The following is a 12,468-nucleotide window of genomic DNA, read 5'->3' as shown; positions in this document are numbered from 1 at the left end:
GTAACCGCGAGCCGCTACTCGGGGACCTTGGCAGGCGGCAGCCGAATCGGGATGGTACGCGCTCTATTGAGGAGCGCGTCACCCGGTGCGGCTCCCGATACTATGTCTTGTTCCACCGCCCGCGGCAAGCCCAGAAGATCGGCATCGCCGGCCCCCCCCTGCCAGAGCTGGAGGATCGCGCGGGATGCCGTGTCGCGCGGGACGCCGCGGGTGACGAGGTCGGCGAGCACCACCAGGGGCACGGTGATCGATTTTCCGCGGCCGGCGTGGCGCAGGTCGATGAGGGCCGCGGCCGGGATTCCGGCCTGCAGCGCCGCCGCTCCGGCAGTCAGTTCATCGCGATTGGCGCCCGATCCCAGGGTGGCCCGCGCCTGGCGGAGCGAGAGGAACACCGTCCGCACCACGCGGGCGATGACGGGGCCGCTCACATGCTTGCTCACCCCTTCCTGCGCCTTCGAGATCACCGGCTGCGTGGGAAGCCCCTCGGCACGCGCCGAATCGATGAGCGACTGGACCATGCGGCGACTGGCCGTGTCGAGCTTGGCCAGCGGGTCGGGGCCCTGGGCAAGGAGCGACGGAGCGGCCATGGCCACCGCGAGCAGCGCCGAGAGCGCGCACCGAACGTTGCGCCGGTTCATGTGGCCGATCCCTGGCCCACGAGCACGACCGAATTGGGGGCCCCGTACCCGTCGTCCGGAGCACGGAGCGCCGCCGGATCGGGCATCCAGGTGGAGCCCTTGGCGCCGTCCACGATGAACGCGTACACGTGCCGGCCCGGCGGAAGGTGGACCGTCACCGTCCACTTGCCGTCAGCCGTGCGCTCCATGGGCGTGGCCGACGCGCTCCACTCGTTGAAATCACCGACGAGGGAGACGTTGGACGCCAGCGGATCGCGCAACTCGAAGCGGTGGACCTGCAGTGAATCGTGGACCGGGAGCTGCGCATTCGCAGCGACAGCGGTGGGCTGCTCGGCCTGCTGGCGGCCGTCCCGGCTTGTGGTGGAGATTCCAACGAGGACCCCGATGCCCACCAGGCCGGCGGCCAGAACCGCACTCGCCAGGGGAGACAGCGCGAGCGTCCGCGGTGCCGTGAGCCACCGGCTGCCGCGGCGAGGGCGCGCCGGCAGCGGGGTGGCACGGACCGCGTCCATGATGCGCACGCGGGCGTCGGCCGCCAGTTGCACTGGCCGCCGCGCCTCCGCTGCGATCCACTCGACGTACGGATCCTGGTTGGATTCAGTCATGCTTAATGCGCTCCCATCTCTCGCGCAGACGGTCACATGCGCGTTTCACCCGCATCTTCAGCGCGGAGACGCCGACGCCGGTGAGCGCGGCCATCTCCTCGTAGCTCAATTCCTCGATGTACTTGAGGAGAAACGCCTCACGCAGCAACGGGTCCAGCTCGCTCAACACCCGCTGTACGAACTCCTCATCCTCACCCGACCACCCCGACGCCGCGTCGTCCGGCGCATTGAGCAGCAACGCCTCCTCGCGAACGAAGACCCGCTCCCGCTGCGTCCGCCGAGCCGCCAGACTCCGGCACTGGTTCACCAGAATGCGGTACAGCCACGCGCTGAACTTGTCCCGTTCCTGGTACTTGGCCAGCGCCCGATAGGCCCGCAGGAACGTGGCCTGCAGGGCATCTTCGGCGTCGTCCCGGTTGCCCAGCATCCGGACGGCGTACCGGGCGCACTGGTCGTAGTACCGATCCACCAGCGCCGCGTATGCGTCAACGTCACCGCTGAGCACACGTCGGACGTCGGCAGCGTCGTCGCTCATCTCATGAGGAATAACCCACCCCCAACGGCGCAGCGTCACATTCCTGCGTGATGTGGATCACGGGAGAGACCAATCCGTGACCTGCACGCGAACTTTTTGGAATCTAGCGCGGCACGGTGGAGGGGGGTGGCCGAGCTCCGCCGAGGGCCGGCGACCCCCTCCGGCTACGCGCCGAGCGGGTCCGCTACCGCCGCACTCGGCCCAGCCGCGACACCACGACGGTGTCCCGGACCAGGCCCCGCGCGACGATCACCGTCAGATTTGCCGCTCCCCGGCCCAGTCCGCGCCCATCGTAACTCATGGAATCGCGGGTGGCGGACAGCACGACTCCATACACAGACCCCAGGAGCCGGGTGCGGGTTCCGCGGCCCGGCACCCGGAGGTGGATCGCGGCCCCCGCGCTGTCGATCACCACCCACACCGTGCAGTGCCGGGCGAGCGCCTCGGAGCGGGCGGCCGCGAAAATGGATTCGATTTCCTGGGACGCGGAATGCGCCGCAGCCCGGTCGAGCGACGCAGCCATGTGGGGCACCGCCAGGGCCATGATCACGGCGACGAGCGTGAGCGCGATGAGGAGTTCGGGGAGGGTGTTGGCGCGGGCGGGACGCATGTGCCAACCTGGCGGGCGCGGGGCCTTGCGGGCGCACCATCTTCGCGCCGGGCGCATCGCTCCGCCGCCGCGCGCCCACCCTCGACGCCCCGCGCGCGCCCGTCCATCTTCCCCGAATACCCCAGCCCATCCCCCACATGCGCATCATTCGTCTCCTCGGACCGCTGGCGGTCGTGGTCGCCCTCGGGAGCTGCGTGGACCCGCGCGCCCAGGCCAGCACCGCGCAGGCCGTCATGGACATGAGCAACGCCGTGACCGGCATGCAGCAGGACGTGCAGGACCTCAAGGGCACGGTGGATTCGCTCCGCGCCGTGGTGGCGCACCAGGACACGCTCATCGAGCGGCTGGCCACGCTCACGCACGTACCGTGGCCGCCCCCCCGGGACTAGCTTCCGTTCCAGCATGCGCATCGCCATCTCCACGGGCGGCGGCGACGCCCCCGGACTCAACGCCGTCATCCACGCCGCCGTGCTCTCGGCGGCCCAGCGCGGCTGGGAGGTGCTGGGCATCAAGCGTGGCTACTTCGGCCTGCTGGGCGAGGACGAGGTCATGACGCTCAACGCCGACTCGGTGCGCGGGATCGCGCATCTGGGCGGCACCATCCTCCGCACCACCAACCGCGGCAATCCGTTCCGCTGGCCGGTGCAGCAGCCCGGCGGGACGGTGATCGAGGTGGACCGCTCCGATGAGTTGATCGAGAATGCGCGCCAACTCGGCATCGACGCCCTGATCTCGATCGGCGGCGACGGGTCGCTGCACCTGGCCCAGCAGCTCCACGCCAAGGGCCTGCACGTGGTGGGCGTGCCGAAGACGATCGACAACGACGTGAGCGCCACGATCAGCACGTTCGGTTTCGACACGGCGGTCAACACGGCGCTCGAAGCGATCGACCGGCTGCATACCACGGCGGAGAGCCATGATCGCGTGATCGTGATGGAGGTGATGGGGCGCCACGCCGGGTTCATCGCCCTCCACGCCGGGCTCGCCGGCACCGCCGACGTGATCCTGATTCCCGAGATCCCGTACGACATCGAGCGCGTGTGCGACAAGATCCGCACGCGCGACCGCTCGGGCCGCCACTTTTCGATCGTGGTGGTGGCCGAGGGCGCGTTCCCGCGCGGCGGCGTTCCGTATACGGTGGAGCGGGCCGTTCCGGGCGGCGAGGCGCGGCTGGGCGGCGTGGCCGAAGTGGTGGGCCGCGCCATCGAGGAGCGGACGGGCAAGGAGACGCGGACGCTGGTGCTCGGGCACCTCCAGCGCGGCGGCCAGCCCACCGGCTACGACCGTCTGCTCGCCACCCGGTTCGGGGGCGCCGCGGTGGTGGCGGTGGCCAACGAGCGGTGGGGACACATGGTAGCCCTGCAATCACCGCACATCATCACGATTCCCATAGCCGACGCCCTGCGCCAGTCCAAGCGGGTGGAGCCCGATCACGACGTGGTCCAGACCGCGCGATCCACCGGCATAAGCTTCGGCGACGCATAAACACCGCATTCGGCGTGGTTTGCGGGGGCGATTGCCTTCACCCGATCTTGGTGTGAACCTGCGGGACCGGCGCGTGTATGACGTGCCATATCGCGGATCGTCTTGCAGGTGCCGCATTCCTGATTTCGCTGTCCCCCGCTGCCATGAAGTCATCCCACCAACTCCTTGCGATCGCTTGCGGCCTGATGGCCGCGTCGCTGGCCCAGGCCCAGCGGCCGAAGTCGGCCAGCCAAGCGGTGCCTCCGGATCTCCGTCCGCCCGCCGGCATGTGCCGCGTGTGGGTGGACGGCGTGCCGCCGGGCCGGCAGCCGGCGCCCACCGACTGCGCGTCGGCGCTCCGGAACCGGCCGCCCAAGGGACGGGTGATCTTCGGGGACGACTTCGCGGCGCCTCGTTCCGCCGACCATTCGTCGGACGATCGGAGTGCCGGATCGCCGTTGAAGGGGCTCGCCCCGATGCCCCGGGGGCTGGACCAGAAGCCGGCCGACACCCGGCCGCTCGTGAAGAAGCCCGACGACGCCAACAAGAAGAAGGGCGAGGCCAGGAATCCGGACGGCAAGAAGCCCGATTCCACGCAGGCCCGGCCGCTTCCCGCGCTAGACCAGGGGTCGCCGGCTTCGATCCTGAAGCCGATTCTTTCGTAGGCGACGGGGTTCCGGCCGGGGGTGCACGAGTGCAGCTTCCGGCACCGTGACACGTTCGGTTCGCGACAGATCGCTCCCTCCCGACCACGAAGCATTCGTTCGCGGCGATCCGCCCACCGGACGGGTGATCGTCATCGCGCCCACGCGCGCCGCGTGCGAGACGATCGAGATCGCGGTGGGCCTGCACCTCGAGACCTTCCTGGAATCGCACCACGGCGAGCGGGTGCGCGAACTCGCGCGCTCGCGCCGCGGGTTCGGAATCGTGGCCGGCACCGGCACCGGCAAGACGCTGGCCATCCGCCCGATCGCCGAAGAGCTGCTCGGCACCACCGAACTGCGGGTGGGAGTGGTGAACCGCGAACGCGAGGCCACGCCCGAGACGCCGAGTTGGAACGTGGTGATCGTGACCACGGGGATCGCGCGCCGGTGGTTCGAGGACGGCGACATCCTGGGCAGCGACACCCTGATCGTGGACGAGATCCACCAGACGTCGGCCGAGCTGGAGTTGTGTCTGGCGCTCGGCAAGCGCGCCGGGTGCCGGTTCGTCTGGCTGTCGGCCACGGTGGATCCCGCGTTCTACGCGCGCTACCTGAACAGCGCCGACGTGCTCGAGGTGTACGCGTTCGATCCCGACCGCGCGGCCGACGTGCGCGTGCTCAACCGCAAGGCGCGTGATTTCCTGGACGATCGCCTGCTGCAGCAGTTCCAGAAGCAGCGGCGCGGGGTGGCCCTGTTCGTGCCCACGCGGCGCGGCGTGGAGGAGGCGGCGGGGCTGGTGCAGGAGCGGATGCCGCGCATGAACGTGGCGTTCTATCATGGCGGCGAGCCGATCCGCGTGATCCGCCCGTTCCTCGACGGGAGCGAGCGCAAGCCGTTCTTCCTGGCGATGACGGCGGCGGGCCAGAGCGCGCTCAACGTCCACGGGCTCGACACGGTGATCATCGACGACGTGCGGTTCGCGAATCTGATCGACCGCGGCCGCAACGTGCTCACGCAACTCCACCTGGGCGCCAACGAGATCCTCCAGATGGCGGGGCGCGTGCACGGGCGGGTGGCGGGCGGCCGCGTCTACATCCTCTCCGACCGCGAGATCGACTTCGCCACGCTGCGGCCCACCGAGCCGCAGTTCCAGCTGGCCGGCGATTCGGAGCGCGTGGCGATCACGTGCGCGGCGTTGGGCGTGCGGGCCGACGAACTCGATCTGCCGGTGCCCCTCGACCGGGTGGCCTACCGCGACGCGGTGGCGCTGCTGGAGCGGCGCGGCATCGTGGAGCAGGGGCGGCTGACCACGTACGGCCGCGCCGTCGAAGCGATGCCCGTGGAGCGGGTGTGGGCCGAGTTGGTGGTCAATGCCGGCGACGACATGCTGCCGTTCCTGGCCGTGATGAGTTCCGTGGAGTCGCTCCACCGCATGACGCGCGACGAGCGCGACCTCACGGGCCTGGTGGTGCCGGGCAGCGATCATCTCACGGCCTACAACGTGTACGCCGAGGCGTACACGCGGGCCGGGTACGTGGGCGAGGTGTACGGCCTGCCGCGGCACCTGTTCGACGAGCGGAGCAGCGAGACGTGGGCCGATCGCCGCGGCGTGCTGGTCAAGGCGATCGAGGACGCGGCGCTGGGCATGGCCAGCGTGTACCGCGCGGTGGGCGCGCCGCTGCCCGACCGGATGCCGCGCGCCGGCGACGAGATGCTGCGGCGGTTCCAGCAACTGCTGGCCCGCTACATGCCGTTCACGCTGGTGATCGACGAACGCACCGCCACCGGCGACGACGCGCGGGTGTCGAAGACCAGCGTGTGCGGCAGCTGGGGCGCGATCGCCGGCGAACTGCGCTACTTCGCCGACAAGTTCGGCGTGCCCCGCGCCGGCATCGAAGGCACGCAGATCCCCGCCGACCTGATCCGCGAACACGCCACGCGCCGGCCGCCCGAGCTGGCGTACGACGCGCGGCGCGGCCGGGGCACGCTGGTCATGGTGCGGCGCGTGGATTTCTTCGGCTTCGAACTCGAACGCGACGTCGAGGAGATCGACGAATTCCCGGCGGAGCTGGCGGCGCAGGCGCGGGCCCTGCTTGCCGACGCGCTGGCGCGCGGCGAATCGCGGCACCCCGCGGCGCGGCGCAACCAGCCCGCCGTGGAGCACGTGCGCGAGGCGTGGCGCCGCTCGGCGGGCCGCACGGCGCGGCTGGGCCAGGCCGAGCTGGCGGCATTCTATGCGCGGCTGCTCGACGGGGTGGGTTCGATGCGCGACTTCCACCGGGCGGCGCTGCGGTTCGACGCCGACGCGTTCGTCGCGCCGGAGGAACGCGCCCGGTTGGCGCAGCTGCCGTCGCGCGTGGAGATCCGGGGGCAGGCGGTGGAGATCCACTACGACGTGGAGGACGCGCCCGAGGGCCCGCGGGGCGTGGCCCGGCTCCGGTTGCCGGAGAAGCTGGCCCGCACGCTGGTGCTTGAGGAGCTGCCGGCGCTGGATCGTCCGCTGCGGTTCATCGTCACGCGCGGAAAGCGGGGGGCGGTGCGCGCGGCATCGCTGGATGAACTGCAGGCCTTGCTCGATCTGCCGTACAGTCCCGAGGAGCCGACGTCCGACCGGCGGAGCGAGCGCGGGCGGCGAAGCGGTGGCCGGCGCGACGAAGGGCGTTCGAGAGGCTCGGGCCCTCCGGGGGGCCGCGGCGGCAAGGGTGGCAGGGGCGGGCGCCGCGGGCGGTGACGCGCCGAGGGCGCGGCCGGCTCAGCCCCTGCCGCGGGCCCGGTGGCGCGCCGCCTTGGCGCGATTGCCGCACGTGGCCATGTCGCACCACCGGCGGCCGCCGTTCTTGGTGGCGTCGTAGAACACCCGGTGGCAGCGCGGGTTGGCGCAGCGGCGCACGCGCGGCAACTCGCCCAGGATGAGGGCATCGGCCGCCGACTCGACGAGCGGGATCATCAAACCGGCAAAGGCGTCGCCGCCCGGCACGAAGGCGCGCACGAACGCGCCGTCGGCGCGCATTTCGAGGCGCCGGGTGCCGGCGCTGCGCCCGAGGATGCGATTGATCTCGGCCACGGCGTTCAGGCGCGACTCGCGGTGGGTGCCGGCACTCTCGGCGAGGGCGCGGAGCGCGGCGCGCACCCGGCGCGCGTCGACCAGCGCGGCGCTGGCGCCGGCCGGCTGCTGCTGCGCGCGGCGCGTCATCCCGGCGGCGCGCTCGGCGTCGATCACCTGCGCCGCGTCGAGCCAGCGGACCATCGTCGCGAAGTCGAGCAGGGCGTCGGTGGCCGAGGCGTCGGCGTCGGAGTTCACGAAGTCGAGCCAGAGGCGTTCGCCCACGAATGCGAACGCGTCGCGGAGGGCCGGCGCGGCGGGAGCGGCCGATTGCTCGATCGTGGGTGGGGAAGACGGAGGGGACATGCCGCGACTAACATGACCGGACGGGCGGGGAGCGGCAAGCGACGGGACGTGGGGCGGGCAGCGGCGCGCGACCGCGGCTTGAAGCCCGCCGGCACCGGGCTGCAGATTGACGGCACCGGGAGCGGAATTCGCCGCGTCCTCGGGCTGCCGCCTCCGGATCTTCGTCGATGACCGATCGCCATCCACTCGCCGCCGTCCGTCGCGTGCTCGTGGGCTCCACCAATCCCGTGAAGATCGGCGCCGTGCGCGCCGTGCTCGCGCGCGTAGCGCCCGACGCCGAGGTGGATGGCGTTGCCGTGACGTCGTCGGTGCCCGATCAGCCGGTGGGCGACGAGGAGACGATTCGCGGCGCCCTGGCGCGGGCGCGCGGCGTGCTCACGCTGGGCGGGGCCGACCTCGGGGTGGGGATCGAAGGCGGCGTGGTGCACGAGGCGGGTGGCATGCGCACCTGCGCGTGGGCGGCCGTGGCGACGCCCGACGGGCGCACGGGGGTGGGCGGGTCGCTGGCGATGCCGCTGCCGCCGGCCGTGGCCGACGCGGTGCGCGGCGGGCTGGAGTTGGGCCATGCGATGGATCGGTTGACGGGAGCGCACGACACCAAGCGCGGCGCCGGCGCGGTGGGGATCCTCACCGCGGGCCTGGTGGACCGGCAGCAGGCGTACGAGGCGTTGGTGGCGTACGCGCTGGCGCCCTTTCTCACGCCCGAATACTGGTGACCGCGGCCGGCTCGCGCCGGCGCGGCGTCAGCTCTCGGTGATGGCCGGGTGCGAGCCGCTGGTGGGGAGACCGGCGTTGCGCGCATAGCGGCGGGCCAGGGCCTGGAGCCCGTCGTATGCCGCGTACTTGTAGGCGTCGGCGAGCGACGGATAGTTGAACACGCTCTGGATGAAGAAGTCGAGCGTGCCGCCGAAGCTCATGCAGGCCATGCCCACGTGGATGAGTTCGCACGCGCCCTCGCCGACGATCGAGATGCCGAGCACGCGCTGGTCGTCGAGGTGGAACAGCAGCTTCACGAATCCGTCCAGGTCGCCGATGATCTGGCCGCGCGGATTGAGCCGGAACGAGGCGCGTCCGATCTCGTAGGGCACCTCGCGCAGCTTGAGTGAATCCTCGCTCTCGCCCACCGTGGCGATCTCGGGAAGCGTCCACACGCCGTACGGCAGCAGCGAGGCCACGCGCTGCTTGTACTTGAGGTCGAACGCGTGGCAGACGGCGACGCGGGCCTGCTCCATGGACGTGGAGGCGAGGGCGGGGAACCCGATCACGTCGCCGGCCGCGTACAGTTGGGCGACCCCGGTATGGAAGTGATCGTCCACCTGGACGTAGCCGCGGGCGTTGGTCTTCACGCCGAGGGCCTCGAGTCCGAGCCCGTCGGTGTTGCCGTTGCGGCCGGCGCTGTACAGCACGCAGTCGGCGGAGAGCGTGGTGCCGTCGGTGAGGGTGACGTCCGCGTAGTCGCCCTGCATGGCCACCCGGGCCACGTCGCTGTCGAGGTGCACGGCGATGCCGAGTCGCGCCGTCATCTGTTGGCGCAGCGCCTCGCTGACCTCGGCGTCGAGATGGGCGAGCAGGCGGGCGCGGTTGTTGACGATCGTGACGCGCACGCCGAGGGCGGCGAACGTGCACGCGTATTCGCAGCCGATCACGCCGCCGCCGATGACGATCATGCGGGCGGGGATGCGCTCCAGGGTGAGCAGCGAGTCGCTGTCCACGACCACGGCGCCGTCCACCTCGAAGCCCTCGGGCCGCTGCGGGTGCGACCCGGTGGCGATGAGCACCACGTCGCCCGTGATCCGGCGCGTGGGTTCCCCGTACCGTTCGATGTCGATCGTCCGTCCGTCGGCCAATCGGGCGGCGCCCTGGATTGAGGTGATGTCGTGGCGCCTGAGATTGTCGTCGATGAGGCTCCATTCGGTCTCCACCACCGACCGCTCGCGCTGCATGAAATCGCCGATCGTGATGTCGTGCTTGACGCGGAGGTCCACGGCATAGAGGCCGCGCTGGCGCAGGCCGCTGAAGTAGAGCGCCGTCTCGCGCAGGGTCTTGGACGGAATGGTGCCGGTGTTCACCGCGGCCCCGCCGGGCTTGGGCGCGCGCTCGATGACGCACACGCGCTTGCCGAAATACGCCGCCTGGGCGGCGCCCTTTTCGCCGGCCGGGCCGGCGCCGATCACGACGAGGTCGTAGTGTTCGCTCATGCGGTACCGACTGAGGGGAGCCGCGGGGCGTCCCGGGGTCGGGAGAAGATAGGCCCCATCGCCACGGCGGCGCTAGATTTCCCTTCATGACGGCGCACCCGGAGTCGAGCTACTTCCGCAAGGGATTCGGTCTCAAGACCGAGGTCCAGGGCGACCTGGCCTCCGACTACGACGGACGGCTGGTGGACTACCTGCGCGCCCACGAGTACACGCTCACGGTGGGCGACGTCACGATCCGGCTGGCCCACGAGTTCGGCTTCTGCTACGGCGTGGAGCGGGCGGTGGAGTACGCGTACCAGACGCGGCGCAAGTTTCCCGACAAGCGGATCTTCCTCGTCGGCGAGATCATCCACAATCCGCACGTCAACGCCAAGCTGCGCGAGATGGGGATCGAGATCCTGCATCCGGGGCCGCGGGGGTTCGACTTCGCCGGCGTGGCGCCGGACGACGTGGTGATCATGCCGGCGTTCGGCGTCACGATCGCCGATTTCGAGGCGCTGCGCGCCATCGGCTGCGTGCTCGTGGACACCACGTGCGGCTCCGTGCTCAACGTGTGGAAGCGCGTGGAGAGCTACGCCCGCGACGGCTTCACGGCGGTCATCCACGGCAAGTACTACCACGAGGAAACGCGCGCCACCGCGTCGCAGGTGCGCAAGTACCCCGACGGCCAGTATCTGGTGGTGCGCCACATGGACGACGCCCGGCTGGTGTGCGGGTACATCGAGGGCACGGTGGACAGCGCGACGATCCTGGCGCACTTCAAGGAGTCGGTCTCGCCGGGGTTCGACCCGGCGCGGCACCTCCAGCGCATCGGGGTGGCCAACCAGACCACGATGCTCGCCCGCGAATCGCTGGCCATCGGCGAAGCCATCGGCGAGGCCATCGCGCACGCCCGCGGGCCCGAGGCGCGGGCCCGGGATTTCCGGACCTTCGACACGATCTGCAGCGCCACGCAGGAGCGGCAGGACGCGGTGCTCGATCTGCTGCAGCACCCGCTCGACGTGATGGTCGTGATCGGCGGATTCAACTCGAGCAACACGATCTCGCTCGCCGCCCTGTGCGCCGAGCGGGTGCCCACGTATCACATCGATACGGCCACGGGGATCGACCCCCAAGCGGGGACCATCCACTACCGGCCGGCGGGGATCCACAATCACGAGGCCGACCGGGCCGGCTGGCTTCCCGCCGGACCGGTGCGCATCGGCATCACGGCCGGCGCGAGCACTCCCAACAACAAGATCGGCGAGACGGTGGCGCGCATTCTGGAAACGCGCGGCCTCACCGCCGACGTCTGATTCCATCCCGGGCTCGAACCGCGGGCCCGAAGGTCGGCGTGTGAACTTCGAACAGTACATCGCCCTCGGCGATTCCTTCTCCACCGATCTCTATCCGGCGCTCGATGCCGGGGCCACGAGCGTGGCCGTGGCGCTCGAACGCACGCCGCGGGCCGGAACGCTCGCGCCGCTGGGCGCGGCGTCGCTGTTCCATCGGAACGACGACGCGCGCTGGCCCGAGTTTGCCGGCTTCGACCTCGTCACGCGGCATCCCGCCATCACGTTCCGCGATCTGGCCGAGGACGGCGCCACCATCGGCGACGTGTTCGGCGAGCAACTCGCGACGCTCGGCGAGAGCGATGCCCGCACGCTCGTCACGCTCACCATCGGCGGCATCGAGGTGACCAGCCTGCTCGTGCGCCGTCCCGCGCCGGTCATCGTCCGCCAGGCGGCCGTGGACATCGGCGAGGCGTTGGAATTCCTGATCGACGCGATCCGCCGCGCCCGCCCCAACGGCACGCTGATCGTGGCCACGGTGTGCGATCCCTCCGACGGGAGCGCGCTGCTGCCCGGCGTGGACGAGGAGACGAAACCGGTGCCGCTGGATGCGCTGGACCGGGTCAATGACCGCATTCGACGGATCGCCGGGGGCACGCCGGCGGTGAAGCTGGCCGACCTGCACGCGCACTTTCTCGGGCACGGCGTGCGCGGCGCCGAGGCGGACCGCTGGTACTGGCGGCGTTCGCCCCTCGATCCCAACGCGGCGGGCGCCAGCGAAGTGCGCCGCGTCTGGCTGAACGCGGTCAACGCGGGCGACGCATGAGCAACGATTCGCTCTCGCAGTTCCGCGCCTTCCGCGACCGCGAGCACCGGGTGGCCATGGCCACCCTGGTGTCGGCCACGGGCTCCACGTCGAGCATCGTGGGCGCCAAGACGTTCGTGGGCGAGGCCGGCGAGATCGTGGGCGCGGTGACGATCGGCGGGTGCCTGGATGCGCGCGCCGCCGAAGCGAGTGACCGCGTGCTGCGTACGGGAAGCGCCGAGTTGGTGGACATCGCGCTCGCCGACGAGGACGCCTGGGATCTGGGGCT

Annotated in this window: 14 protein-coding genes; 8 read left to right on the top strand and 6 right to left on the bottom strand. The window is 71.0% G+C overall.

Going from position 1 to position 12,468, the window contains the following annotated elements:
* Positions 1-14 precede the first annotated feature (14 nt).
* The 4 genes from VNE60_03975 to VNE60_03960 form a co-directional block, all read right to left on the bottom strand.
* Positions 15-638, bottom strand: coding sequence for a hypothetical protein (locus VNE60_03975; GenBank protein HVB30667.1), 624 nt, complete (start codon positions 636-638; stop codon positions 15-17).
* Positions 635-1,243, bottom strand: a complete 609-nt coding sequence (locus VNE60_03970) for an isoamylase early set domain-containing protein (protein ID HVB30666.1) — start codon at positions 1,241-1,243, stop codon at positions 635-637. The genes VNE60_03975 and VNE60_03970 overlap by 4 nt, the downstream gene beginning before the upstream one ends.
* Positions 1,236-1,778 carry an RNA polymerase sigma factor gene (locus tag VNE60_03965; protein HVB30665.1) on the bottom strand — a complete coding sequence of 181 codons (543 nt, stop codon included), beginning with the start codon at positions 1,776-1,778 and terminating at the stop codon, positions 1,236-1,238. Before VNE60_03965 ends, VNE60_03970 begins: the two co-directional genes overlap by 8 nt.
* Positions 1,779-1,962: 184 nt before the next feature.
* The gene (locus VNE60_03960; protein HVB30664.1) at positions 1,963-2,388 is read right to left on the bottom strand and encodes a GspH/FimT family pseudopilin; all 426 of its coding nucleotides are present in this window, start codon (positions 2,386-2,388) and stop codon (positions 1,963-1,965) included.
* Between the two features lie 137 nt (positions 2,389-2,525).
* Here VNE60_03960 and VNE60_03955 point away from each other — a divergent pair, with 137 nt between their 5' ends.
* From VNE60_03955 to VNE60_03940, 4 genes are all read left to right on the top strand, one after another.
* Positions 2,526-2,777 carry a hypothetical protein gene (locus tag VNE60_03955; protein HVB30663.1) on the top strand — a complete coding sequence of 84 codons (252 nt, stop codon included), beginning with the start codon at positions 2,526-2,528 and terminating at the stop codon, positions 2,775-2,777.
* A 13-nt stretch (positions 2,778-2,790) separates the two neighbouring features.
* Entirely contained in the window at positions 2,791-3,873 is a 1,083-nt protein-coding gene (locus VNE60_03950) for an ATP-dependent 6-phosphofructokinase (protein ID HVB30662.1), read from the top strand.
* A 185-nt stretch (positions 3,874-4,058) separates the two neighbouring features.
* Positions 4,059-4,517, top strand: coding sequence for a hypothetical protein (locus tag VNE60_03945; protein HVB30661.1), 459 nt, complete (start codon positions 4,059-4,061; stop codon positions 4,515-4,517).
* A 46-nt stretch (positions 4,518-4,563) separates the two neighbouring features.
* On the top strand, positions 4,564-7,227 hold the full coding sequence (locus VNE60_03940; GenBank protein ID HVB30660.1) for a DEAD/DEAH box helicase: 2,664 nt from the start codon (positions 4,564-4,566) through the stop codon (positions 7,225-7,227).
* A gap of 21 nt (positions 7,228-7,248) precedes the next feature.
* Here VNE60_03940 and VNE60_03935 read toward each other — a convergent pair whose 3' ends face one another.
* Complete coding sequence (locus tag VNE60_03935; GenBank protein ID HVB30659.1) at positions 7,249-7,905, bottom strand: CGNR zinc finger domain-containing protein; 657 nt, start codon at positions 7,903-7,905, stop codon at positions 7,249-7,251.
* Between the two features lie 167 nt (positions 7,906-8,072).
* On the opposite strand from VNE60_03935, the gene yjjX reads away from it, so the two are divergent.
* A complete protein-coding gene (yjjX, locus tag VNE60_03930) occupies positions 8,073-8,621 on the top strand; it encodes an inosine/xanthosine triphosphatase (protein HVB30658.1) in 549 nt (182 codons plus the stop codon).
* Between the two features lie 27 nt (positions 8,622-8,648).
* Here yjjX and sthA read toward each other — a convergent pair whose 3' ends face one another.
* Positions 8,649-10,103, bottom strand: coding sequence for a Si-specific NAD(P)(+) transhydrogenase (gene sthA, locus VNE60_03925; protein HVB30657.1), 1,455 nt, complete (start codon positions 10,101-10,103; stop codon positions 8,649-8,651).
* Between the two features lie 86 nt (positions 10,104-10,189).
* On the opposite strand from sthA, the gene VNE60_03920 reads away from it, so the two are divergent.
* The 3 genes from VNE60_03920 to VNE60_03910 form a co-directional block, all read left to right on the top strand.
* The gene (locus tag VNE60_03920; protein ID HVB30656.1) at positions 10,190-11,398 is read left to right on the top strand and encodes a 4-hydroxy-3-methylbut-2-enyl diphosphate reductase; all 1,209 of its coding nucleotides are present in this window, start codon (positions 10,190-10,192) and stop codon (positions 11,396-11,398) included.
* Positions 11,399-11,438: 40 nt separating this feature from the next.
* Positions 11,439-12,200, top strand: coding sequence for a hypothetical protein (locus tag VNE60_03915; protein HVB30655.1), 762 nt, complete (start codon positions 11,439-11,441; stop codon positions 12,198-12,200).
* Positions 12,197-12,468 (top strand): XdhC family protein (locus VNE60_03910; protein ID HVB30654.1); only part of this gene is annotated, 272 nt, incomplete at its 3' end. The genes VNE60_03915 and VNE60_03910, both read left to right, overlap by 4 nt.

It is taken from the genome of Gemmatimonadaceae bacterium (genome assembly GCA_035533755.1).
In the GTDB taxonomy this organism is placed as follows: Bacteria; Gemmatimonadota; Gemmatimonadetes; order Gemmatimonadales; family Gemmatimonadaceae; genus JAGWRI01.
Note: the sequence above shows the minus strand (reverse complement) of the source record. Positions and strands in the feature narration are given on the sequence as shown.

What these genes read in the sequence shown, in the direction of transcription:
- VNE60_03975 (HVB30667.1), bottom strand. Translation starts at nt 638, where the DNA reads ATGAACCGGCGCAACGTTCGGTGCGCGCTCTCGGCGCTGCTCGCGGTG.
- VNE60_03970 (HVB30666.1), bottom strand. Translation starts at nt 1,243, where the DNA reads ATGACTGAATCCAACCAGGATCCGTACGTCGAGTGGATCGCAGCGGAG.
- VNE60_03965 (HVB30665.1), bottom strand. Translation starts at nt 1,778, where the DNA reads ATGAGCGACGACGCTGCCGACGTCCGACGTGTGCTCAGCGGTGACGTT.
- VNE60_03960 (HVB30664.1), bottom strand. Translation starts at nt 2,388, where the DNA reads ATGCGTCCCGCCCGCGCCAACACCCTCCCCGAACTCCTCATCGCGCTC.
- VNE60_03955 (HVB30663.1), top strand. Translation starts at nt 2,526, where the DNA reads ATGCGCATCATTCGTCTCCTCGGACCGCTGGCGGTCGTGGTCGCCCTC.
- VNE60_03950 (HVB30662.1), top strand. Translation starts at nt 2,791, where the DNA reads ATGCGCATCGCCATCTCCACGGGCGGCGGCGACGCCCCCGGACTCAAC.
- VNE60_03945 (HVB30661.1), top strand. Translation starts at nt 4,059, where the DNA reads ATGGCCGCGTCGCTGGCCCAGGCCCAGCGGCCGAAGTCGGCCAGCCAA.
- VNE60_03935 (HVB30659.1), bottom strand. Translation starts at nt 7,905, where the DNA reads ATGTCCCCTCCGTCTTCCCCACCCACGATCGAGCAATCGGCCGCTCCC.
- yjjX (HVB30658.1), top strand. Translation starts at nt 8,073, where the DNA reads ATGACCGATCGCCATCCACTCGCCGCCGTCCGTCGCGTGCTCGTGGGC.
- sthA (HVB30657.1), bottom strand. Translation starts at nt 10,103, where the DNA reads ATGAGCGAACACTACGACCTCGTCGTGATCGGCGCCGGCCCGGCCGGC.
- VNE60_03920 (HVB30656.1), top strand. Translation starts at nt 10,190, where the DNA reads ATGACGGCGCACCCGGAGTCGAGCTACTTCCGCAAGGGATTCGGTCTC.